22 protein-coding genes and 1 tRNA gene are annotated in these 22,479 nt (G+C 65.6%); 10 read left to right on the forward strand and 13 right to left on the reverse strand.

What is annotated here, in order from left to right; all coding sequences use genetic code 11:
- Positions 1-3 precede the first annotated feature (3 nt).
- The 4 genes from LC060_RS16305 to ykgO form a co-directional block, all read right to left on the reverse strand.
- Positions 4-951: an alpha-E domain-containing protein gene (locus LC060_RS16305; protein WP_226637380.1), complete on the reverse strand. Its 948-nt coding sequence runs from the start codon at positions 949-951 to the stop codon at positions 4-6.
- Complete coding sequence (locus tag LC060_RS16310; protein ID WP_226637382.1) at positions 951-2,393, reverse strand: circularly permuted type 2 ATP-grasp protein; 1,443 nt, start codon at positions 2,391-2,393, stop codon at positions 951-953. The genes LC060_RS16305 and LC060_RS16310 overlap by 1 nt, the downstream gene beginning before the upstream one ends.
- 165 nt (positions 2,394-2,558) lie before the next feature.
- The gene (locus LC060_RS16315; RefSeq protein WP_226637384.1) at positions 2,559-3,170 is read right to left on the reverse strand and encodes an HAD-IA family hydrolase; all 612 of its coding nucleotides are present in this window, start codon (positions 3,168-3,170) and stop codon (positions 2,559-2,561) included.
- A gap of 103 nt (positions 3,171-3,273) precedes the next feature.
- Positions 3,274-3,399, reverse strand: coding sequence for a type B 50S ribosomal protein L36 (gene ykgO, locus LC060_RS16320; protein WP_226637386.1), 126 nt, complete (start codon positions 3,397-3,399; stop codon positions 3,274-3,276).
- A 221-nt stretch (positions 3,400-3,620) separates the two neighbouring features.
- On the opposite strand from ykgO, the gene LC060_RS16325 reads away from it, so the two are divergent.
- The 3 genes from LC060_RS16325 (at position 3,621) to LC060_RS16335 (ending at position 6,394) form a co-directional block, all read left to right on the forward strand.
- Positions 3,621-4,496: a DUF4136 domain-containing protein gene (locus LC060_RS16325; RefSeq protein WP_226637388.1), complete on the forward strand. Its 876-nt coding sequence runs from the start codon at positions 3,621-3,623 to the stop codon at positions 4,494-4,496.
- 117 nt (positions 4,497-4,613) lie between these two features.
- Entirely contained in the window at positions 4,614-5,237 is a 624-nt protein-coding gene (locus tag LC060_RS16330; RefSeq protein WP_226637390.1) for a DUF4136 domain-containing protein, read from the forward strand.
- A 14-nt stretch (positions 5,238-5,251) separates the two neighbouring features.
- Complete coding sequence (locus LC060_RS16335; protein WP_226637392.1) at positions 5,252-6,394, forward strand: M14-type cytosolic carboxypeptidase; 1,143 nt, start codon at positions 5,252-5,254, stop codon at positions 6,392-6,394.
- Between the two features lie 161 nt (positions 6,395-6,555).
- Here LC060_RS16335 and LC060_RS16340 read toward each other — a convergent pair whose 3' ends face one another.
- From LC060_RS16340 to LC060_RS16350, 3 genes are all read right to left on the reverse strand, one after another.
- Complete coding sequence (locus tag LC060_RS16340; protein ID WP_264191920.1) at positions 6,556-7,011, reverse strand: cytidine deaminase; 456 nt, start codon at positions 7,009-7,011, stop codon at positions 6,556-6,558.
- Positions 7,008-7,727, reverse strand: a complete 720-nt coding sequence (locus LC060_RS16345; RefSeq protein ID WP_226637396.1) for a glycoside hydrolase family 25 protein — start codon at positions 7,725-7,727, stop codon at positions 7,008-7,010. The genes LC060_RS16340 and LC060_RS16345 overlap by 4 nt, the downstream gene beginning before the upstream one ends.
- Positions 7,728-7,805: 78 nt before the next feature.
- Complete coding sequence (locus tag LC060_RS16350; protein WP_226637398.1) at positions 7,806-8,288, reverse strand: UPF0262 family protein; 483 nt, start codon at positions 8,286-8,288, stop codon at positions 7,806-7,808.
- Positions 8,289-8,443: 155 nt separating this feature from the next.
- Here LC060_RS16350 and LC060_RS16355 point away from each other — a divergent pair, with 155 nt between their 5' ends.
- On the forward strand, positions 8,444-9,970 hold the full coding sequence (locus LC060_RS16355) for a replicative DNA helicase (protein WP_226637400.1): 1,527 nt from the start codon (positions 8,444-8,446) through the stop codon (positions 9,968-9,970).
- A 132-nt stretch (positions 9,971-10,102) separates the two neighbouring features.
- Here LC060_RS16355 and LC060_RS16360 read toward each other — a convergent pair whose 3' ends face one another.
- Positions 10,103-11,584, reverse strand: a complete 1,482-nt coding sequence (locus LC060_RS16360) for an NCS1 family nucleobase:cation symporter-1 (RefSeq protein WP_226637401.1) — start codon at positions 11,582-11,584, stop codon at positions 10,103-10,105.
- 271 nt (positions 11,585-11,855) lie between these two features.
- On the opposite strand from LC060_RS16360, the gene ftsH reads away from it, so the two are divergent.
- Entirely contained in the window at positions 11,856-13,787 is a 1,932-nt protein-coding gene (gene ftsH / locus LC060_RS16365) for an ATP-dependent zinc metalloprotease FtsH (protein ID WP_226637411.1), read from the forward strand.
- A gap of 111 nt (positions 13,788-13,898) precedes the next feature.
- Here ftsH and LC060_RS16370 read toward each other — a convergent pair whose 3' ends face one another.
- The 3 genes from LC060_RS16370 to rpoZ all read right to left on the reverse strand — a co-directional run bounded on the left by LC060_RS16370 (position 13,899) and on the right by rpoZ (position 16,224).
- A complete protein-coding gene (locus LC060_RS16370) occupies positions 13,899-14,912 on the reverse strand; it encodes a DUF3667 domain-containing protein (RefSeq protein ID WP_226637413.1) in 1,014 nt (337 codons plus the stop codon).
- 96 nt (positions 14,913-15,008) lie between these two features.
- Entirely contained in the window at positions 15,009-15,803 is a 795-nt protein-coding gene (locus LC060_RS16375; protein WP_226637505.1) for a ParA family protein, read from the reverse strand.
- Positions 15,804-15,879: 76 nt separating this feature from the next.
- Positions 15,880-16,224: a DNA-directed RNA polymerase subunit omega gene (gene rpoZ, locus LC060_RS16380; protein ID WP_226637414.1), complete on the reverse strand. Its 345-nt coding sequence runs from the start codon at positions 16,222-16,224 to the stop codon at positions 15,880-15,882.
- 340 nt (positions 16,225-16,564) lie between these two features.
- Here rpoZ and LC060_RS16385 point away from each other — a divergent pair, with 340 nt between their 5' ends.
- The 4 genes from LC060_RS16385 (at position 16,565) to LC060_RS16400 (ending at position 20,965) form a co-directional block, all read left to right on the forward strand.
- Complete coding sequence (locus LC060_RS16385) at positions 16,565-19,015, forward strand: PhoX family protein (RefSeq protein ID WP_226637416.1); 2,451 nt, start codon at positions 16,565-16,567, stop codon at positions 19,013-19,015.
- A 171-nt stretch (positions 19,016-19,186) separates the two neighbouring features.
- Positions 19,187-19,612: a hypothetical protein gene (locus LC060_RS16390; RefSeq protein ID WP_226637418.1), complete on the forward strand. Its 426-nt coding sequence runs from the start codon at positions 19,187-19,189 to the stop codon at positions 19,610-19,612.
- A gap of 128 nt (positions 19,613-19,740) precedes the next feature.
- A complete protein-coding gene (locus tag LC060_RS16395; protein ID WP_226637421.1) occupies positions 19,741-20,271 on the forward strand; it encodes a c-type cytochrome in 531 nt (176 codons plus the stop codon).
- A gap of 4 nt (positions 20,272-20,275) precedes the next feature.
- Positions 20,276-20,965: a cytochrome b/b6 domain-containing protein gene (locus LC060_RS16400; RefSeq protein WP_226637430.1), complete on the forward strand. Its 690-nt coding sequence runs from the start codon at positions 20,276-20,278 to the stop codon at positions 20,963-20,965.
- Between the two features lie 19 nt (positions 20,966-20,984).
- Here LC060_RS16400 and LC060_RS16405 read toward each other — a convergent pair whose 3' ends face one another.
- Positions 20,985-21,149 (reverse strand): hypothetical protein, encoded by a 165-nt coding sequence (locus tag LC060_RS16405; protein ID WP_226637433.1) that lies wholly within the window; start codon positions 21,147-21,149, stop codon positions 20,985-20,987.
- A gap of 315 nt (positions 21,150-21,464) precedes the next feature.
- On the opposite strand from LC060_RS16405, the gene LC060_RS16410 reads away from it, so the two are divergent.
- Positions 21,465-22,205, forward strand: coding sequence for a hypothetical protein (locus tag LC060_RS16410; protein WP_226637435.1), 741 nt, complete (start codon positions 21,465-21,467; stop codon positions 22,203-22,205).
- A 162-nt stretch (positions 22,206-22,367) separates the two neighbouring features.
- On the opposite strand, the gene LC060_RS16415 is transcribed toward LC060_RS16410, so the two are convergent.
- Positions 22,368-22,444 (reverse strand) — tRNA-Met (locus LC060_RS16415).
- Positions 22,445-22,479: the final 35 nt, after the last annotated feature.

Below are 22,479 nucleotides of genomic sequence, written 5' to 3' on the forward strand. Positions count from 1 at the left end.
CCCTTACTCTGTGAAGCGGTAGTCGGCCGCGATGACGGCGCCGACCTCGTTGGTGCGGGTGATGAAGTCCTGCAGAAATTCGTGCAGGCCCTGGTCGAAGATCTCCTCGACATCGATCTGGTGCAGCCGCGAGAGCTTGTCGCGCAGGAGTTCGTGCGCGGAAGTCTCCCCGCCGTACTCCTTGGCAAGGCCAGCCAGATTGCTGCGGATCTTCTCGGCGCAGAACACCAGGCTGCGCGGGAACTGGCCGTCGAGGATCAGGAAGCGGGCGATCTCGCGCGGGTCCATCGAGCCCGCGTTGAGCCAGGAGAACGCCCGGTTGCCCGCGACCGAGCGCAGCAGCGTGTCCCACTGCTGGTTGTCGAGGTTCGAGCCGACCCAGGCGTTGGAGGGTAGCAGCACGTAGTACTTCACATCGAGAATGCGCGCGGTGTTGTCCGCGCGCTCGATGAAAGTGCCGATGCGCGCGAAGTTATAGACCTCGTTGCGCAGCATGGTGCCTTCAAGCGCGCCGCGCACGAGCGTGCCGGTGCGGCGGATCGCGGTGAGCACTTCGCCCAGGTTCGTCTCACGCACGGGGCGCGCGAGCATGTCCTTGAGCGTCATCCAGCCCTCGTTCGTGGCTTCCCACACCGCGTTGGTGATGCTGGTGCGCACGACCCGCGCGTTGGTCCGCGCGTATTCGAGCATCTTGAGGACCGATCCCGGATTTTCCGGATCGCGCAGGATGTAGTTGAACACCTGCGGGCCGGAGAAATCGGAATAGAGGGCCTCATAATCCTCGATCAGGCCGGCCGTAGTCAGCACCGAGCGCCACTCGTCGTGCTGCGAATCCTTGCTCGATCCGGTGAGCGCGAGGTGGAAGCCCACGTCGATCAGGCGCGCGGTGTTCTCCGCCCGCTCCAGGTAGCGGGCCATCCAGTAAACGCCGTTGGCAGCACGTCCGAGCATCAGTCCTCCAGCACCCAGCTGTCCTTGGTGCCACCGCCCTGCGAGGAATTGACCACCAGCGATCCTTTCTTGAGCGCGACGCGGGTGAGGCCGCCGGGCGTGATGTCGATCCCGTCGGGCGAGACCAGCACGAAGGGCCTGAGGTCCACGTGGCGCGGCGCCAGCCCCTCGCGCGTGAAGATCGGCACCGTCGAGAGCGAAAGCGTGGGCTGGGCGATGTAGTTTTCGGGCTTGGCGCGCAGCTTCTGCTCAAAGGCGGCCAGCTCCTTCTTCGAGGAGGTGGGCCCGATCAGCATGCCGTAGCCGCCCGAACCGTGCACTTCCTTGACCACCAGGTCCTTCAGGTTGTCGAGCACGTAGGCCAGCGAATCTTCCTCCGAACAGCGCCAGGTCGGCACGTTGTTGAGGATCGGCTTTTCGCCTGTGTAGAATTCCACGATCTCGGGCATGTAGCTGTAGATCGCCTTGTCATCGGCGATCCCTGTGCCCGGCGCGTTGGCAATGGTGACGCCGCCCGAACGGTAGACGTCCATGATGCCCGCCACGCCCAGCACCGAATCCGCGTTGAAGGTGAGCGGGTCGAGATAGTCGTCATCGACACGCCGGTAGATGACGTCGATCGCCTTGTAGCCGGTCGTCGTGCGCATCGCGACGCGCCCGTTCATGATGCGAAGGTCACTGCCCTCCACCAGTTCCGCGCCCATCTGGTCGGCGAGGAAGGCGTGCTCGAAATAGGCCGAATTGTAGATGCCCGGCGTCAGCACCGCGACGACCGGGCGCTTGCCCCCAGCGGCGTTGTAGGCCGCGGGCGCACAGGCGCGCAGCGAACGCGCGAGGCGGCGCGGGTAGTCCGAGACGGGGCGCACCGGGATCTGCGTGAACAGGTCCGGGAACATCGCCATCATCGTCTCGCGGTTCTCCAGCATGTAGGAGACGCCGGACGGCGTGCGCGCGTTGTCCTCCAGCACCATGAATTCATCGGGCCCCGTGCGCACGAGGTCGATGCCCACGATATGGGTGTAGACTCCGCCTGGCGGGGTGAAGCCGATCATCTGCGAGAGGAACGCCTCGTTGTTGCGCAAGGCGCTGATCGGGAGGCGCCCCGAGCGGATGATTTCCTGGCGGTGGTAGAGGTCCTGGAGGAAGGCGTTGATCGCGCGCACGCGCTGCTCGATCCCCTTGGTGAGCTTGCGCCATTCCTTTGCGGTGATGATCCGGGGGATCATGTCGAAGGGGATGAGACGCTCTTCGGCGTCCGATTCCCCATAGACATTGAAAGTAATTCCGATGCGGCGGAAGAAACGTTCGGCTTCCCCGTCCTGTCGTTTCAACCAGGACTTGTCCTGCGCGTCGTACCAATTGCGAAAATCGGCATAGGCGGAACGAACAGTTCCGTCCTCGTTGAGCATTTCGTCAAACTTCGGTGCGTTCGTCGTCGACATCGTGACTCCCGTTTGTCCACGTGATGCAACATAGAACGGGACTTGCCAAGGACCCCCCGCTGCAGGTGCGAAATAAAAGTTTCACACCCTGCAGAAGGGTTAAGGCAGACAGGAGAGATGTGTTCCAGCGAAAAGCAAAGGCTTTTTACGCTCAAGTCCGTGCGCTCAGGCGAGCAGCCCCCGGGACGCAAGGTCGGCGCGCAGCGTGGGCGCATCCTGGAAGTGATGGACGTTCCAGCCGAGCGCGGCCGCCGCTTCGATATTGGCCGCGTTGTCATCAATGAAGAGCATCGCGGGAGGGGCGTGGCCAAAGCGCTGCGCGGCGAGATCAAAGATGCGACGGTCGGGCTTTGCAATCTTCTCATCGCCCGAGACGACGATCTCCCCGAACAGGTCGAAGAGCGGCTCCTGCGCGCGGTATTCGCGCCAGAAGGGCGAGGCGAAGTTGGTTATCGCGAACAGCGGCATGCCCGAGGCCGCCAGCTCGCGCACGATCTCGTGCGAGCCCGGGACATTGCCGGGGATCGTCTCGAGGAAGCGCGTGGCGTAGGCGTCGATCAGGTGATCGTGGCCGGGGAACGCGGCCTTGCGCTCGGCGACGAGCTCGGCAAGCTCGCGGCCCTCGTCATGCTGATGGTGCCATTTCTCGGTGACGACCGTCGTGCAGAACCAATCCAGCTCCTGCGGATCGTCGATGAGCTGGGCAAACAGGCGGCGCATGTCCCATTGGACAAGCACGCGGCCCACGTCGAAAACAACGGCATCTATTCCAGACACGGCAAAACCCCCGCACATGGCGGGGGTCTCATGTCATCAGTGCACAGACCGACCGCCGTAAGTCTCCCCGCCGCCGACAGGCCGCGGGGACAGGCGAATCAGATCAGCCCTGGCGCGCCTTGAACTTGGGCTGCGTCTTGTTGATGACGTAGGTGCGGCCACGGCGACGGATCACGCGGTTATCGCGGTGACGGCCCTTGAGCGACTTGAGGCTGTTGCGAATCTTCATGTCTTGTCTCGTCCAGGTTGGTCAGGCGGTTACCGACCGCCGGAAATTTGAAGTCGGCCCGTTACTGGTTGGCGCGCACAGAGTCAAGCATCGCGCCGCGCCAGCAACGGCAAAACGGGGCCATTCATCTGCCAGCAACGCACGCAGATGCTATGGCCTTCGCGGGTCCGCTCCCCTACCCAGATCGCGCCCGACACGCCAGCCCCAAGGAAAAGACGCACGTGGCCTACCCTGATCTTTCGCCGAATCGCCGGTCCATCGCTGGCCCGGTGCGCCGCGCCGCCGGACGGGTGCTGACGGTTTCGCTGGCCAGCGCCCTCCTGATCTCCCCCGCCCTCGCCCAGCCGGGCTGGGGTTCGCGCTACGGCGGATGGGGCGGATACGGGGGCTATGGTGGCTGGCGCGGGCCGGGCTGGAGCGGGCCGATCGCACCAATGGCCCCGCGCTCCAGCCACCGCGAAAAGGACCCGCGCGATGGCCGCGTCCAGGTCAGCCGATTCGTGCGCGCCGACACCCTGGCCGATACGCTGGGCCATGGCCCGATCAAGGTCATCACCACCGCGCAGGACAATGGCCCCGAGGGGGACTGGGTCGATCCTTCCGAGCGCGCCCGCTTCGAGGCCGCCGTGGTCAACTCGCTGGTCAACGCGGGCTACGACACGCTCAACACCACCGGCCCTGACACGCAGGTCGCCGCACTCACGATTCGCCAGCGCGTGCTCGTCCCCGCCGAGATGGACCACAAGCCCGTCAGCGGCGCCGCCGCCGTCTCGGTCGGCACGCTGGGCACCGCCTATGGCCTCTCGGTCAATGTCGACATGTCCAAGCCGCGCACCGCGCTTGTCTCGACCCGGCTTGAGCTCACCATCCGCGACCGGGCCGAGGGCAAGGTGCTGTGGGAAGGCAACGCCGAGATGGCCACCTACGAAGGCGATGAGGACTGGAGCGAGGCCGCCATCGCGACGCGGCTTGCCGATGCCCTGCTCGACCGCTTCCCCGATGGCGAGCCCGTCACTGTGCCTGTCACCGAGATCGGCATCCCCGAGGCGCCCGAGGTCCTGCCCGATCCCCAAAACGGCGCCCTTCCCGCCAAGTAGCGCGCTTGCATCCCGGCGCCCGGACGCCCACATCAGGGACATCGGCGCACCACGCGGTGCCCGAACGATCCACGCGCCCTCCCCGATGGGAGATCGGCCATGTCCGGGAGATCCGCAATGCCAAGGCTGCCCTTTCCCCTGCTTGCGCTCACCGCAGGCGGCGCGCTGGCAAGCCTTGCTGCCTGCACGACCACCCCGGTGGCAGGCCCTGTCGAGGTCACCCGTTTCCACCGCCTGCCCGCAGCGCCCGGCACCCCGCGCGGGGCCTTGCGCCTCGAGCTCGTGACGAGCGATGCCAGCAGCCTGGAGCTTGCCCCCTACCGCGCGGCCATTGCCGCCGAGCTGACACGCGCGGGCTACCGCGTCCTTCCCGCCTCCGCGGGCGCGAGCACCGCGCAGAGCCTCGCGCGCCTGCGGATCGAACAGGTCCGTTTCCGTCCCTCCTCGGGCCGCTCGCCGGTTTCGGTGGGGGGCAGCGCGGGGACCGGCGGCTACGGGTCGGGGGTAGGCCTTGGCATCGGCCTTGACCTCACGCCGCGTCCCGGCGAGCAGATCGAGACCCGGCTCTTCCTCACCATCGATGACGCCGCCTCGGGTGCGCGCCAGTGGGAGGGCCGCGCCCACCGGATCGTCTCGACCAAGTCCGACCTTGCCGCGCCCGACGCGAACGCCCAGGCGCTCGCGCGCGCCCTACTTGAAGGTTTCCCCGGCGAATCGGGCGAAACCATCCTCGTGAAATGACAGAAAAGACCAGAATGACCGACATCCAGATCCACGCCGACTTCGACGCGGGCAACATCGAGGTGCTCTCGATCGAGGGCGCCAGCGCACGCCTCGCCATCCAGCGCGACCACATGAGCGAGTTCGCCCAGTGGTTCCACTTTCGCGTGTCGGGCGCGGCGGGCCGCGAACTGACGCTCAAGATCACCGGCCTCAATGGCTCGGCCTACCCGATGGGCTGGCCCGGCTACAACGCCTGCGTCTCCGAGGACCGCGCGCTGTGGACGCGCACGCCGAGCACCTTTGCCGAGGGCGATGAAGGCGGCAGCCTGACGATCCGCTATACGCCCAGCTCCGATCTCGCCTGGTTCGCCTACTTCGCGCCCTATTCGATGGAGCGCCACCACGATCTTATCGCCGACGCCGCGCAGTGCGAGGGCGTCACCCTGCGCACGCTGGGCACCACGCTCGACGGCCAGCCGCTCGATTGCCTCGAGATGGGTACCGGCCCTGTCAGCGTGTGGCTCTACGCCCGCCAGCATCCGGGCGAATCGATGGCCGAATGGTGGATGGAAGGCGCGCTTGACCTCCTCACCGATCCCGCCAACTCGGTAGGCCGCGAACTGCGCCGCCGCGCCAGCTTCCACATCGTGCCCAACTGCAACCCGGACGGCTCGCGCCGCGGGCACCTGCGCACCAACGCGGTGGGCACCAACCTCAACCGCGAATGGGCCGAGCCGACCCCTGAAAAATCGCCCGAGGTCCTCGCCATCCGCAACGCGATGGACGCGACCGGGGTCGACTTTGCGATGGACGTCCACGGTGATGAGGCGATTCCGGCCGTCTTCCTCGCCGGTTTCGAGGGCATTCCCTCGCTGACGCCCGCGCAGAAGGCCGGGTACGATCGCTTTGGCGAACTGCTCGACCGCCGCACGCCCGATTTCCAGCGCAAGCTGGGCTACCCCACCGCGCCTGCGGGCAAGGGCAACCTCGCGATGTCGACCAACCAGGTCGCCGAACGCTTCGGTGCGGTCTCGATGACGCTGGAAATGCCCTTCAAGGACCATGACCCGGCCGCCGATCCGCGCCAGGCCTGGAGCCCGGAACGCTCGATGCAGCTGGGCCAGGATTGCCTGGGCGCGCTGCTTGAATGGCTTGAAGAGCGCGACGCAGGCTGAAGATAGAGCAGGAAGAAGAGAGAATCCGAGGGCCATCGCCCTCGGGCTCCCGGAACTGTCGACCGCACCGTTCTCAGCCACGGTGGCGCGCGAGAGGTGAGGTAGACAGTTTTGGGGTCAAGGGGCGATGGCCCCTTGAAAACCTTCTTTACTGGCTGCCCTTACGCAAGGTTGGCCGGACCGAACGCGTGCGGGATCAGCACCGAGAGCGGCTCTTCCAGCACGCCCTCCGCGCCATCGCTCCACACCACCGGGTCGGTACCGCCCAGCTGCGCCACCTCGTTCAGCATCTGACGGCAGCGACCACACGGCGTCACCACCATGCCCTCGCCCGGATGCCCCGGCGCTCCGCCCGTCACCGCGACCGCAACAAGCTGCCCGGCGTCTCCGGGCTGGGACAGGATCTTGGCAACCGCCACCGTCTCGGCGCAGAGCGAGAGACCGTAGCTCGCGTTCTCGACATTGGCGCCGGTCACCACCGCGCCATCGCCCATCAGGAGCGCGGCCCCGACATGAAACTTCGAATAGGGCGCATAGGCGCTGTGCGCGGCCTCGCGCGCCTTCGCCATCAGCGCATCGCGCTGGGCTTCGGAAAAGGAATCGGGCGTTGTCGTCATGAGGCGGGCCTTATCACGAGCCAGCGCAGATCGCCCGGGGCAATCTGTGTCGAAAGCGCGCTGTTGGCGGTCCACAGCATCCAGTCGCGCCCCGCATAGGACGGCGCGAAGCGGTCGCGCACCAGCCACAGGTTGCGGTCGAGCTTGCGCGCGATCGCATAGCGCGCCTGGAAAGCTTGCGTGACCTTGAGGATCGTGGGCTTGCCGGTATGCGTCTCGACCTGGTTGAGGAAGGTCATCAGCTCGCTTTCGACCCGCGCGTCGGAGACCTTGCCCGCGCAGCCATCGGCCAGCGTGTCGAGCTCCACCGCAGGGGGCAGCAGATCCCCCTCGCGCGGGACCGTGGTGACGAAGTTGGCGGCCTGCTTTTCAGCCGGTTGGCACGGATCGTAGCGGTGGACCGCCCCCACCTGCATCCCGGCGCCGCGCGCGGCCTCGAAATTGGCGACGAAACGCGGATCACGCTCGTCCACGCCCGCGCTCGCATCGATATAGGCAAAGTCCGCGCCGATGGCCTTCAGCGACTTCCAGCTGACCACGCCGTCGCGCGCGCCGATTTCCACCCCTTGCGTGGGGTAGAGCGCCCGGTCGGGCAGCCAGCTATGCGCCCGGTACCAGGCCCAGCCTGCCCCGCCCAGGCCCAGCACCGCCAGCACCACGACGAAGCGCACCAGCCAGCGCAGCCGTGCGGCCGCCTTCTTCCTTCGCGATGTCATGCCTTGATTGCGTCCCGGGCCCTGTCGTCAGCGCGTGCAGTGTAAGAGTGAAGTATGGTCTTCGATCGTTAACAATCGTCAACCACGGATATGGAGCACGCAGATCAGCGTGAACAGACGCCGCGCGGTGGGATGGTCGGTCTCGACCTTGCCGTCGAGACGCTCGATCAGCAGTTCGGCGGCGTCGTTGTGAATGCCGCGCCGGGCCATGTCGATGGTCTCGATCTCCTGCGCGGTGGCCTTGCGAATCGCCTGGTAGTAGCTCTCGCAGATCGCGAAGTATTCACGGATGGGGCGGCGAAAGCGCGCCAGGCCCAGCACCAGCGTTTCCAGCTCGGTGCCCTTCTCGTCGGAGACCTGCATCGAGAGCCGCCCGTCGCGTACCGAAAGATGCAGGTGGTAGGGGCCCTCGTGCCCGCCCTCGTAGGCGCGCAGCGGCTTGAAGAGGTTGTCCTCGATCAGGTCGAAGATCGCGATCCGGCGCTCCTGCTCGATATCGGCATTGCGCCACAGGATCGTGGTATCGTCGAGTTCGATATGAGAGATGCGCGGGTCCGCCATGATTCCTCTGGCCTTACGCGCTTGCAGCAGGACCGGGCAACCCTGACCTTTGGTGCCCTTGCCACGCCCCATCCACAAGCTGGGGAAAAAATTCGCCGTCGCCTGTGCCTCGCCCCCTTGCCCGCTGGCGCGCGCGGGCGCATTGGGGAAGGCTTATGGCACAGCAGGACGTTCTCAAACTCGCCGAAGTCTCGAGCGACGACACGCAGGGCGCGCGCGCCCTTCCCTCGAACGTGGAAGCCGAAGCCGCGTTCCTGGGCGCGCTGCTGATCGACAACCGCGTGCTGGAGGAACTCCAGACCCAGCTCGGCCCCCAGCACTTCTTCGAGCCGGTCCACGCCCGCATCTTCGAGCGCATCGTCACCCTGCTCGACCGCAAGGCGGTGGTCACCCCGGTCACGCTGCGCCCTTATTTCGAGGCCGACGAGCAGCTCAAGGCGCTGGGCGGCGTCTCCTACCTCGCGCGCCTCACCGCCGACGGACAGGGCCTCCTCGCCCCGCGCGAGCTGGCCGACCAGATCTACGACCTGGCGCTCCTGCGCGAACTGATTACGGTGGGCCGCACCCTCGTCGAAGGAGCGATGGACACCTCCGAGGCGGTCGAGCCGCAGCAGCAGATCGAACAGGCCGAAGCCGCGCTCTACAAGGTGGCCGAAGGCGCTGCGTCGGCCAACGAGGCCAAGAGCTTCGCGCAGGCCACCCACACCGCGATCTTCAACATCGAGAAGGCGTTCAATTCGGGCGGCAACATCTCGGGCAAGACGACCGGTCTGGAATCGGTCAACTCCAAGATCGGTGGCCTTCACGATTCCGACTTGATCATCCTGGCCGGGCGTCCCGGCATGGGCAAGACCTCGCTCGTCACCAATATCGCGTTCAACACCGCGCAGCGCTATGTCGACGACATGGCGCTGGGGATCGAGCACAAGCGCTCGGTCGGCGCACCGACCGCCTTCTTCAGCCTCGAAATGAGCGCCGACCAGCTGGCCACGCGTATCCTCGCCGAACAGTCGGGCATCAGCTCCGAAGCGCTGCGCATGGGCAAGATCAGCCGCGAGGACTTCCAACAGCTCTCCTTTGCCAGCCAGCGCCTCGCCGAGCTGCCGCTCTACATCGACGATACGCCGGGCCTCTCGATTGCCGCGCTGCGCACCCGCGCGCGCCGCTTGAAGCGCCGCTACAACATCGGCCTCATCATCATCGACTACCTGCAGCTGCTCTCCGGCTCGGGCCGCGCCAACGACAACCGCGTGAACGAAATTTCGGAAATTTCGCGTGGTTTGAAGACGCTGGCGAAGGAACTGGAAGTGCCCGTGATCGCGCTTTCCCAGCTCAGCCGCGCGGTGGAAAGCCGCGAGGACAAGAAGCCGATGCTCTCCGACCTTCGCGAATCCGGCTCGATCGAGCAGGACGCCGACATGGTCTGGTTCGTCTTCCGCGAAGACTACTACGTCAACGCGACCGAACCCAAGTTCCCCGCCGAAGGCGATCCGCCAGACGTAGTCGACAAGTGGGAGGCCTGGCGCCAGCGCATGGAGCAGGTCACAGGTCTTGCCGAACTGATCGTCGCCAAACAGCGTCACGGTTCCACGGGCCGCGTGCGCCTGAAGTTCGAGGCGCGCATCACGAAGTTCTCGGACCTCGATGCCGACGATCCGCGCGGCGGGTTCGTTTCGGACTAAGAAGATATTTTCCAAGGGGCCATCGCCCCTTGACCCCAGAATCAGCGACCTCACCTCTCTCGCGCCACGGTGGCTGAGAACGGTGAGGTCGACAGTATGGGGAGCCCGAGGGCGATGGCCCTCGGAATCTCTTTATTCTGCTGCCTGGACTTCCCCCGAAGGCACCTCCTCAGCGCCCATCCGCATGAGCCCGGCATAGACGCCCAGCGCCACCAGCACGCCCACGAACCAGGCGTAGGTGTAGACCTGCCCCCAGAACCAGCCCACGGAGCCAAAGCTTGCCGGGAACGAGACGGCAAGGAAGCCCGGCACGTTGGGCGCGATGCCCGCGGCCAGCGCGATCAGGGCCTTGGGGTTCCAGCCATTGCCATAGCGGTAGGGCCCATGCTCCTGGTAGAGCCCCTCGACGTCGAGCCGCGTTGCGCGCACCAGCCAGTAGTCCGCGATGAGGATGCCCGCGATGGGACCGAGCAGCGCGCCGTAGCCGGTAAGCCAGGTGTAGATGTAGCCGTTGGTGCTCTCCAGGAGCTTCCAGGGCATCATGAACAGGCCGATGAAGGCGGTGAACAGTGCCCCGGTGCGGTAGGAAATGCGCGAGGGGTAGAGCGCGGCAAAGTCATAGGCCGAGCACACCAGGTTCGCCGCGATGTTGCACGAGACGGTGTCGACCGCGATGACGATGAGGCCGAGCAGCACGAACGGTCCCGAGAGCGTGCCCGCCAGTTGCACCGGGTCCCAGATCGCCTCGCCGTAGATCACAACGGTAGCCGAAGTCGTCATCACGCTGATCAGCGCGACAAGGCCCATCGTCGGCGGCAGGCCCAGCGTCTGGCCGATCATCTGGTCCTTCTGGCTCTTGGCGAAACGGGTAAAGTCCGGGATGTTGAGCGCCAGCGTGCCCCAGAAGCCGACCATGGCGGTGAGCGAGGGCAGGAAGACCAGCCAGAACTCGCCCTCGCGCGCACCGCCCGGAACGAAAGCCGAAGGGCTGGAGAAGATCGGCCCGACACCGCCCGCAGCATCCAGCGCCCACCACAGGAGGCCAAAGCAGGCCACCATCTTCAAGGGCGCCGTCCAGGTCTCCAGACGCCGGATGGTGAGGATGCCCTTGCGCACGAAGGCCAGCTGGATCGTCCAGAAGGTGAGGAACGCAAGCAGTTCGCCGATACCGATGCCGAAGAAGGGCAGTGGGCTTCCGCGCATGTCCGCGCCGAGGAAGATGCCGAGCAGCGTGAGGAGCGCCTCGCCCCCGATCCAGGTCTGGATGCCGTACCACCCGCAAGCGACGAGCGCGCGGGCCGCGGCCGGAAGCCGTCCGCCCACCGTCCCGAAGGAGGAGCGCACCAGCACCGCGAACGGCACGCCATAACGCGCACCGGGGTGCCCGATCAGCAGCATGGGAATGAGGATGATGATGTTGCCGAGGATGACCACGCTGGTCGCCTGGAGCGCGGACATGCCCTGTTCGATCAGCCCTGCCGCCAGCATCCAGGTCGGCACGGCGACGATCATGCCCACCCACAGCGCGGCGAAATGGTACCAGCGCCAGGTGCGCTGCTCCGGCCCGCTGGGGGCCAGATCCTCGTTCCACAGCGAATCGCGTCCCTCGCTCACGTCATCCCCCTCATCTTGCCCGGCCCCTTACGAAACCTTCGAAGCGAAGGAGGATGCTGCATCGCACAAGATTGGCAAGTGAAACCGCAATTCGCTGTTCATCTGACGGATAAGCCCGGGCATTTGCGCGACCGCTCACCTCCGTCTCGCGGGCCACACTTGTTCACACCCACAGGTGGCGGGCGAAAGGTTCGCCAACTATAGGCGCGCTAACTTGCGATTCAGCCCCGCTCACCTACATTGGGGGAGCGAAAGGACAGGTACTGCACTAATGAACGACGACCAGCCCAACGGCAATCCATGGGTCAAGAGCCTCCTCGTCTGGGGTGGCATCTTTCTGGCCCTGCTCATGGTGGTATCCATGTTCAGCGCCCGGGAGACGACCGGGACGACGATTCCCTACTCCGACTTCCGCGACAAGGTGGCCGAAGGCAGCATTTCGCAGGTCGAGATCGGGCAGGACCGGATCGACGGCAAGATGCGCAACGGCGACACCTTCTCGACCGTTCCCGTCGGCACCGACACCACACTTCTCCCGCTTCTGGAGGAACAGGGCGTGCAGGTTTCGGGCAAGGCGCCCGAACAGGGCAGCATGCTTGTCTACATCCTCGCCAACACCCTGCCCTTCCTGCTCCTGATCGGCATCGCCTTCTTCGCGCTGCGCCAGGTCCAGAAGGGCGGCGGCTCGGGCGCGATGGGCTTTGGCAAGTCCAAGGCCAAGATGCTGACCGAACGCTCGGGCCGTGTGACGTTTGAAAATGTCGCAGGGATCGATGAAGCGCGCGAGGAACTGGAGGAAATCGTCGAGTTCCTGAAGGACCCGACCCGTTTCTCCAAGCTCGGTGGCCAGATCCCCAAGGGTGCCCTCCTCGTCGGCTCGCCCGGCACCGGCAAGACCCTGCTCGCCCGCGCCATCGCGGGTGAGGCGGGCGTGCCTTTCTTCACCATCTCGGGTTCGGACTTCGTCGAGATGTTCGTGGGCGTGGGCGCAAGCCGCGTGCGCGACATGTTCGAGCAGGCCAAGAAGAACGCGCCGTGCATCGTCTTCATCGACGAGATCGACGCGGTCGGCCGTCATCGCGGCCATGGTCTGGGCAATTCGAACGACGAGCGTGAACAGACCCTCAACCAGCTGCTGGTCGAGATGGACGGCTTCGAGGCCAACGAGGGCATCATCATCATCGCGGCGACCAACCGCCCCGACGTGCTCGACCCCGCGCTGCTGCGGCCGGGCCGCTTCGACCGCCAGGTCGTGGTGCCCGTGCCCGACATCGAGGGGCGTGAGCAGATCCTGGCTGTCCACATGAAGAAGGTGCCGCTGGCACCCGACGTCAACGCGCGCGTCATTGCCCGCGGTACCCCCGGTTTCTCGGGTGCGGACCTTGCCAACCTCGTCAACGAGGCGGCTCTCCTTGCCGCGCGCCGCAACAAGCGTCTGGTGGCCATGCAGGAATTCGAGGACGCCAAGGACAAGGTCATGATGGGCGCGGAACGCCGCTCGATGGTCATGACCGAGGACGAGAAGAAGATGACCGCCTACCACGAGGCCGGTCACGCCATCGTCTCGCTGAACGAGCCTGCCTCGGACCCGATCCACAAGGCGACGATCATCCCGCGCGGCCGTGCGCTGGGCATGGTCATGCGCCTGCCCGAGCGCGACAGCTATTCCTACCACCGCGACAAGATGCTCGCGAACCTCTCGGTCGCGATGGGCGGCCGCGTGGCGGAAGAGCTGATCTTCGGCCACGACAAGGTCTCCTCGGGCGCTTCGGGCGACATCCAGTACGCGACCAGCCTCGCGCGCTCGATGGTGACCAAGTGGGGCATGTCGGACAAGCTGGGCCCGCTCCAGTACGAGGAAAGCCAGGAAGGCTACCTCGGCATGGGCGGCTCGAACCGCACGATGGCCTCGGATGAGACCAACAAGCTCATCGACAGCGAGATCCGCGCGCTGATCGACAACGCGCACGCCCGCGCCAACCAGATCCTCACCGAGAAGGGCGACCAGCTCGAAGCGCTGGCGCAGGCCATGCTCGAATACGAGACGCTGTCGGGCGACGAGATCAAGGAACTGATGGACAAGGGCACCATCGACCGTCCGAGCGACCCGCGCGGTCCCTCCTCGGTCCGCCCGGTCACCGGCTCCTCGATCCCCAAGTCGGGCAAGCGCTTTTCCGGCGGCACACAGCCGCAAGGGGCCTGATAGCCGTCAAGGCTTTCTGATCCCGCCAAAGGTTCCCGAGAGGGGAATGCAGGAGGGGCGCCGGGTTTACCCTGACGCCCCTTTTTGCTGCCTGCAGTATGTGCGCCCTCCTCAGCCCACCAGGCCGAGGAAGAGCAGGATCATCGTGAACAGCAGGGCAATCACGCCGATGAAGAACACGAGCACGAACCAGCGCCACACCGTGGAGCGGTGCGAAAGCTCGTAGGTGCCCTTCAGGTGCCGGTAGATGTGGACCATGGCCGCAAACGTGAAGATGCTCATCAACCAGTTGGAAGGCGCGCCCAGCCCGCTCGCGATGGTCAGCACGATGCCCATGAACGACATGAAGGCAAGCGAATAGGTCACGAAGACCGCGTGATCGTAGAGCCCGAAGCGGCGGCGCCAGAGGAACAGGAGCGCCACGAAGGGGACCGAGAGCGGGATCAGCAGCCAGGAGAACTTGTAGGCGCTCGTCTGGAGCTTGTAGAGCATGAGGCCCGGGTTCTTGCGCCACTTGTCGATGCCCTTGTCGAGCCGCTTCCAGCCCGAATGGAGCGAGTTGAAGCGCTCCTCGTTCTCTTCCTCGCGGATGTAGCTGGGAAACGAGCGCAGCTTTTCCAGCTCGGAGGCATTGGCCGCCAGTTCCTTGTCGATCATCGCCCGCTCGTGGGTTTCCGGCTCGGTGAAGGCACGGGCCTGCTCCAGGTTCCTGCGCTGGTCCTTCAGCTCGTCCTCAAGCTTGTGGACATGCGCTTCCATGGCCCCGCCGGTATCCACGGGCGGGGCGATCCCCATGACCTGGAACACCGCGAACATCACGAATACCGAGAACAGGAACATCGCCATGGGCGAGACGAAACGCACCCGCGCGCCTTCGATGTAGGCGCGGGTCAGCTCGCCCGGCTTCCAGGCGAGCCTGGGCAGTGTCGCCCAGGTCCGGCCCTCGAAGTGGAGGACCCCGTGCAGGATATCGTGGAACAGCGCGCCCACCGTGCGGTGCAGGTGCGCGTGCTGGCCGCACTGCACGCAGTACGGACCGCTCAGCGCCGTCCCGCAATTCAGACAGTTGGTCTCATGCGTGTGTCCGTCCGCCTCGGCCCGGTGGCCTTCGACATTCGTGCTCATTTCGTGCCCCTTGCTGTGCAACAGGGACGCTAGCGCAGGTGTGCAGCTGCGAAAAGACGGCGAACGCCCTGCCCGCCATTCGGATGCACGGTCAGATCAGGCGCGCCGTTCGGCCAGCTTGCGCTCGATGGCGCCCCACAGGTTTGCAAAGGCACGCGCGGCCGGACTGCCCGGCGCGATCTCGCCGACCGGGCGATGCTGCACCGCACATTGCTCCAGCGCGCTCGCATAGGGGACGGCGGGCCAGCCCGGATGCTGGTCGCGCACCTCGCGGTGCAGCGTTCGGCGCATGTCGAGCATCGAGAGCACAGGGAGGATCGGGGGATGGCGCCGGGTATTCCCGGCAATCTCGCGCACGACAAGATCGAAGGCGCGTGTGGAGAGCGGCGATGGCGGCAGCGGCACGATGACAAGATCGGCCGCGCGCACGATCTGGGCGGAAAGCTCGTTGATGACCGGCGGGCAGTCGAGAATGACGCGGGCGTAGTCCGCCCCCAGCGCCCGGGTCAGTTTCGCCAGACGCCGCCGCTTGCCGATCTCGGTCAGCCGGGCGTCGATAGCCCGGATGGATTCGTCGGCGGGAAGCAGGTGAATGCGCGAATAGCCGGTCTTCTGGATCAGCTTTTCGGGGGCGCGCTCCTTGGCAAAGACATCGTGCGCGGGCTTCGTCCCCTTGGGCTCCAGCCCATAGAGAAACCCCGAACCGCCTGCGGCATCAAGGTCCCACAGCAATGTCCTGTGCCCGGAGATCTGCGCCGAGCACCAAGCCAGATTGCTGGCGAAGGTGGTTTTACCCACGCCGCCCTTGACGCTGTAGATCGCGATGGTGGCGCCCGATGCGCCAGAGGGATCGCCCTTTGTCTCAGGCGATCCCCCGGTCAAGCCCGCAATGCGGGGCAAAGTTCTTTTCTTCCCGGCCACATCGCAATGTCTTGCGCGTCAGGCCGGGGAGGTCAAGCGGTGAGGATCAACCGTCGTAATCGCCACCGATCGAGGTGTTGCGCGTGGGCGCGGACGCCGTGATGCGCAGGGCCTCGGCCGACTGGCTGAGCGAGCCGATCTCGTCCATCTCGTCGTCGTCGTCGGGCAGCACGCGCTGCATCGAGGTGACGAGCGATTCCTTGAGGGTGGTGGGGACCACGGTCTGCTCGGCGATCTCGCGCAGGGCAACGACGGGGTTCTTGTCACGGTCGCGGTCGACGGTGAGCTCGGCGCCACCCGAGATCTCGCGCGCACGCTGTGCGGCAAGCAGAACGAGATCGAAACGGTTGGGGATCTTGTCGACGCAATCTTCGACGGTAACGCGCGCCATGGGCACTCCGTAAGAAACTGGTTTTCCTGAAAGGACGCTGCTTAGTGAAGGCGGCCGAAGAAGTCAAGAAAATCCCGAAAAACGCCGCTTTTCCGCACCTTTCACACACGTCTCGCAGAGGCCGCAAAGGTAGATCCCGCACTCCTCGCCCGAAGTGGAAACCGATCCGGTCCCGGTGAGCCCGTCCCCTTCCCTACGAAGCCCTCAAGTAGACGCCTGTCACACAAAAAGGGAAGCACAGCAAAAGAACAGTCACGCATTCGCCATCAAACTTGCGTTCGACTGACACAATCCCCGCTTAACTGGAGCGCCATCTTCAAACGGATGGGGCTCTTCTAGCATGACACCTCTTGATCCTGCCTGCGGTTACAGCGACGGCGACGTCGACACCAACGATACCACCACGCCTTCGCTCGAAACGCTCGCGGACAATCGGTTCTCGCGCCGCCAGACGATCATGGGCGGGGCCAAGGCCACCGGCATGGCGCTGATGGGCACCGCGATGCTCGCCGCCTGCGACGATGACGACACCGGCTCGGATGCGGGCATCATCGTCAATGCCGGCACCAATGCCGCCACCAGCGCGGGCCGCGTCGTCACGCTGACCGGCACCGTGGTCGCCGGATCGGCAAGCTCCACCACCTGGGTCCAGACCGACGGCCCGGATGTCGAGCTGACGCTTGACGGCACCACCGCGACCTTCCTTGCGCCCGCCGTCGAGGAGGCCATCGACCTCGCCTTCACCTTCATCGCCACCACCAGCGAGGGCACCGAGCGCAAGGCCGTGACCTACGTGCGTGTCTCGCCCGCGGTCCTGGGCTTCACCGCGGTCGAGCACAGCCTCGCCGACACGGTCGTCGTCCCCACCGGCTACTCGGTCACCGTCATGACGCGCCTGGGCGATCCGCTCACCGCCGCGACTTCGGCCTATGCCAACGACGGCACCGACACCGACTTTGCCAACCGCATCGGTGACCACGCCGACGCGCTGCACTATTTCGGCCTCTCCGCCGCCGGCGCGCCCGACGACATGGCCAACACCCGCGGCCTCATGGTCCAGAACCACGAGAACATTACCGAGGACTACCTCCACCCCGCAGGCCCCACGACCATCGGCGGCGCGCGTCCGCTCGATGAAGTGCGCAAGGAGATCGAGTGCCACGGCGTCTCGGTCGCCGAATATGTCGACAGCGGCAACCGCACCTGGTCCTACGTGCAGGACAGCAGCTTCAACCGCCGCATCACCCCCAACACGCCGATGACGCTTTCGGGCCCGGCGGCAGGCTCGGCCTGGATGACCACCGCCTATTCGGCCGATGGTACGAGCGGACGCGGCACCATCAACAACTGCGCCAACGGCATCTCGGCCTGGCACACCAACCTCACCTGCGAGGAAAACTGGGCCGGCTATTTCCGCCGTGACAGCGGCGATGATGCCAACCGCACCCCGGCGCAGCTGACTTCGCTCCAGCGCTACGGCGTGCGCAGCACGAGCGGTAACTACGGCTGGTCGAGCGCATCCACCACCGACACCACGATCACCCGCTGGAACGCGACGATCATGGGCGCGGATGCCACCGAGGACTTCCGCAACGAACCCTTCCAGTTCGGCTGGGTCGTCGAGATCGATCCCTACGATCCCACCTCGACCCCGCGCAAGCGCACGGCGCTTGGCCGCTTCGGCCATGAAGGCGCCTTCGTGCGCGCGGTCGCCGGACAGCCGGTCGGCGCCTACATGGGCGACGATTCGCGCGGCGAATACCTCTACAAATACGTCTCGAACGCGAACTGGAACGCAGGCGATGCCGACAACGCCGACCGCCTTGCAGTTGGCGACAAGTACCTCGACCACGGCACGCTCTACGTCGCGCGCTTCAACGCGGACGGCACCGGCGAGTGGCTCCCCCTCGTCTTTGGCCAGGTCCCGCCGCGCCCGGCCTCGGGCAGCTATCCCGAGTACACTTTCGCCGACCAGGCCGACATCCTGATCAACCCGCGTCTTGCCGCCGACGCGCTGGGCGCCACCCCGATGGACCGTCCGGAATGGACCGCGGGCAACCCTGTCACGGGTGAGATCTACCTGACCCTCACCAACTCGAACAATTCCAACCGCCCGGTCGACGGCACCAACGCCGCCAACCCCCGCTCGTACTGGAATTCGGGCAACCCCAATGGCCACATCGTGCGCCTGCGCGAGGACGGTGACACCACGGCGGCGCGCACTTTCGCCTGGGACATCTACATGTTCGGTGCGGACACGCTCGACTGCGACACCGCCTTCGAGCAGACCAACATCAACATCTCGGACCTCGACACCAGCAACGACTTCTCGAGCCCGGACGGCGCCTACTTCTCGCGCGAGAGCGCGGTCTCGGGTCAGTTCAACCCGGTGTTCTGGATCCAGACCGACGATGGCGCGATGACCGACGTCACCAACTGCATGATGCTCGCCGCGATGCCGGGCACCGTGGGCGATGGCAACGCCTTCACCGTCACCAACACCGATGGCTCGCTCACCACCACCCAGGGCACGCACGTGGGCGCTCTGGCCACCCCCGCCACGCTGCGCCGCTTCCTCGTCGGCCCGGTCGAGTGCGAGATCACCGGCATCGACATGACGCCCGATGGCCGCACGCTTTTCGTGGGCATCCAGCACCCGGGCGAACGCGGCGATGCCGGGAACGTGACCAGCCACTGGCCCGAAAGCCAGACCAACGCCTCGGCCACCTCGCGCCCCCGCTCGGCGGTGGTCGCGATCACCAAGGACGATGGCGGCGTGATCGCGCTCTAAGGCGCCAGGCCAACACCGCCGTCCTTCGGGACGCACAGTTCCTGCTGGAGGGAGGGCGCCCAGGTGGCCCCTCCCTCTTTGCATATCCGTTCGCTGAACAGGGCCGCAATCGCCACTCGCGCCGCGCCCGCACACCGCCTAGCCTCTCCTTCACGGCAGGAGGGAGCACGAATGGCAGTTCATGTGGTCTACGCCCGGGCGGACGGGCACTCCTGCCTGGCGCCCGTCTCGCTACGAACGGCCCCGGCCTATGGCGATCCCCCGTTCTCCACCCCCGGCTGGCGCACGCTGGTCTGGGACAGCGGACCTCTCATCGATCCCTTCCATACCTCCAAGGGCTGCGGCAGCTTCCAGCTTGTCCTCGAAGGCGCCCTGCGCATCCGCGTGACTGGCGGGCCCTTGCGCGAGGCGATTGCCCGGCCCGGCGATGCCTTCGTCTTCGTCGACACACAGGGTCAGGGCCACGAGGCGTCCCGGCTCGAAGGCGCGCCCCTTACCGCGCTCAACCTTCGCTTTCCCAACGATTGGGATGCGCTGCGCCAGCCCTTTGCCGACTGGCCGGAAGAGGCTGTCCCGTTCGCCGCATCCAGCAGCTGACAGGCTGTCATGGTGCTGCAAGACACGAAGGCCAAAGCCTTTTGCTTCGCAGCTGCAACATTCTGTCACTTCATTCGTTCGTGGCTTTCGGTATAACGCTGTCAAAATACGCAACAGGAGAACCGCACATGGCCTTGAAGTCTGTAACCGGGCTTGCCGCGCCCGCCCTCGCCCTTGCCCTTTCGCTCTCGGCCTGCAGCGGCTCGGAGCCCGCCGGCGATCCGACCGAGGCGGCGAGCGTCGATCCCTCGATCGGTGCGGTTGACGCCGAAGCCACGATCGAGGCGCGCGAGGACAACTTCAAGTCGCTCGCCAAGGCGATGAAGGCCAACAAGGCCGAACTCGACGAGAGCAGCCCCGATTTCGAGGACATCGGCGAAAACGCGACCGCGATGGTCACCGCCGCGCAGAAGATCCCCGCCCTCTTCCCCGCGGGCACCGGCCCGGATTCGGGTGAGGAAACCGATGCGCTTCCCACCATTTGGGAACGTCCCGAGGACTTCGAGGCCGCCGCTACCAAGCTGATCGACGCCACCATGGCGCTGCGCACCGCCGCCCAGAGCGAAGACGCGGCCGCCACCAAGGAAGCCTTCGGCAACGTCGGCATGGCCTGCAAGGGCTGCCACGATGACTTCCGCAAGGAAAAGAAGGAAGGCTGACGTGATGACGGAAGGTCCCGCACAGACCCGTATCCGGCTCTGGGACCTTCCGGTCCGCCTGTGCCACTGGAGCTTCGTGGGGCTGATCCCCGCGCTCTGGTGGACAGCGGAAAACGACGAGATGACCTGGCACATGCGCCTGGGTCTTGCGCTGGCCGCGCTCCTCACCTTCCGCGTGCTGTGGGGTTTCGTGGGCAGTTCGACGGCGCGCTTCACGAACTTCGTGCGCGGACCTCTCGCCGTGGTGCGCTACCTGGCCTCGCTCGGCAAGCCGGGCCATGATGTCACCGTCGGCCACAACGCGGCCGGTGGATGGAGCGTTCTGGCGCTGCTGGGCGCGATGACGCTGCAGGTGGCGCTTGGTCTCATCAGCGGCGATCCCGATTACGGCGCCGCAGGTCCCTTATACGACCTGGCCGGTTTCGAGCTCGCCTACGAAGCCACCGACTGGCACACCGAAGTCGGCTTCAATCTCATTCTCGCGGTGATCGGCCTGCACCTGGCCGCGATCGTCTTCTACCGCGCCGTCAAGCGCGACAATCTCGTCGCCCCGATGGTCACCGGAAGCCGCCAAGCCCCTGCAGGTACGACGGGCATGGCCCCTGTTCCCGCATGGCGCGCGCTCATCTGCGCAGGCATCGCCATCGGCTTTGCGATCTGGCTGTGGTTGGGGGCTCCCCCGCTCACGTCCTGACGGAGCGGAAGGCGAGCCGTCAGAAGACGAGCGCGAAGATACCCGCCCACATCACCAGCGAAATCGGCGCAGCGACGAGGAGGCCCGCGAAGATGCCCCGCATGCGCGGGCGTGCATCAGGCGTAAAGGCCTGCGCATCCATGGTCGGTGTAGAGATCTCGATATCGGAAAACGCGGTCGCCACTGTGCTTAACTCCCAGGAGATGACAGTGCCTGTCTAGGGCCCAAGGAGCTACCGGATTGCCTCCGTCTAGAGTTAACCCGGCACACGTTGTTCTTAAGATTTGGAGCATTGCTCAGGCCCCCCCCGCAGGCAGAGCGCGCCTGAGTCAGAGCGCGCCCGCACTATCGGCACGTTCCCGCAAGGCCTCCGGCGCTCCGCTCTCAGTAGTTACCCTCTGATATCATGGGGTCTTCCCCGCCTGCGCGGCAAACGCGCACGCCTATAGTGACGCAGGACCGTGCACGGCGGGCCAAGGCAGGGACAGGGGTTTTCCATATGCGCACGATCTTCGGGAAGACCCGGCGCTCCACTCTAAGGCAGGTTTTCGGCGCACTCGCCCTGGCCTCCAGCACGCAATCGCCTCCCGCGCACGCCCAGGAGCAGACAGCCGCGTCCAGCGAAGAGGAGAAAGCGGCCGAAGACCCCACCAAGATCTCCACCCGCGTGGGCGCCGCCTATGCGGGCGAACTCTCCGCATCGGGTTCCCTTGCCATCGGCCCGAAGTTCAAGATCAACGGGCGTGTCGCCAAGTCCGGGCAGTGGTCGCTGGGTGCCTCCTATCTGCTGCCGGTCGCGATCCTGACTTTCGCGGCAGGCCGCAGCGAGCTCGACACCGGCGTCAAGCAGACCCGCTATTCACTCGGTGGCTTCGTCCCGCTCAGTTCGCTGGGCCTCAAGACCGGCAAGTGGCAGGTCTTCGTCCCCTTTGGCTATTCCTACACCAACAGCCGCCAACCCGTGACCGACCTCGATGTGCAGGATGGCATTCCCATGCAGATCAGCAGCAACAGTGGTTACGTCGGCCTCTTCACCATCCGCCCTCTCACCCAGCGCATGACGCTGATGGCCGGAGGCAACTTCACGAAGGGCACCCGGGGTTTCTCGGGATACGCCGTGGCCGGAGGCCTCTCCTATCACCTCGGTCCCAACGACACCGTCGCAATCCGCGCCAGCCATATCGACAACACGTTCGGTCAGAAGCAGCGTATCGGGGTGTCGTACCAGCACGAGTTCTGACGGGGCTGGGAAGGAAGAGGATTTATCCGAGGGCTATTGCGCTCGGGCTCCCCGAACTGTCGAGGTTGAGCGTGTTTGGCGCCTGCTGGTTGTGATTTGCCAGGGCCTTGAACGCCAAAAGCCCGCCGTGCTGGCGGGCTTTGGAGAGTGTTGGTTTGGTGTTGGTTGCGGGGGTAGGATTTGAACCTACGACCTTCAGGTTATGAGCCTGACGAGCTACCGGGCTGCTCCACCCCGCGTCACCGATGTTGAGCGTCTTGTAGAGACGCAAAAA

The organism is Novosphingobium profundi (assembly GCF_020524485.1).
GTDB lineage: Bacteria > Pseudomonadota > Alphaproteobacteria > Sphingomonadales > Sphingomonadaceae > Novosphingobium > Novosphingobium profundi_A.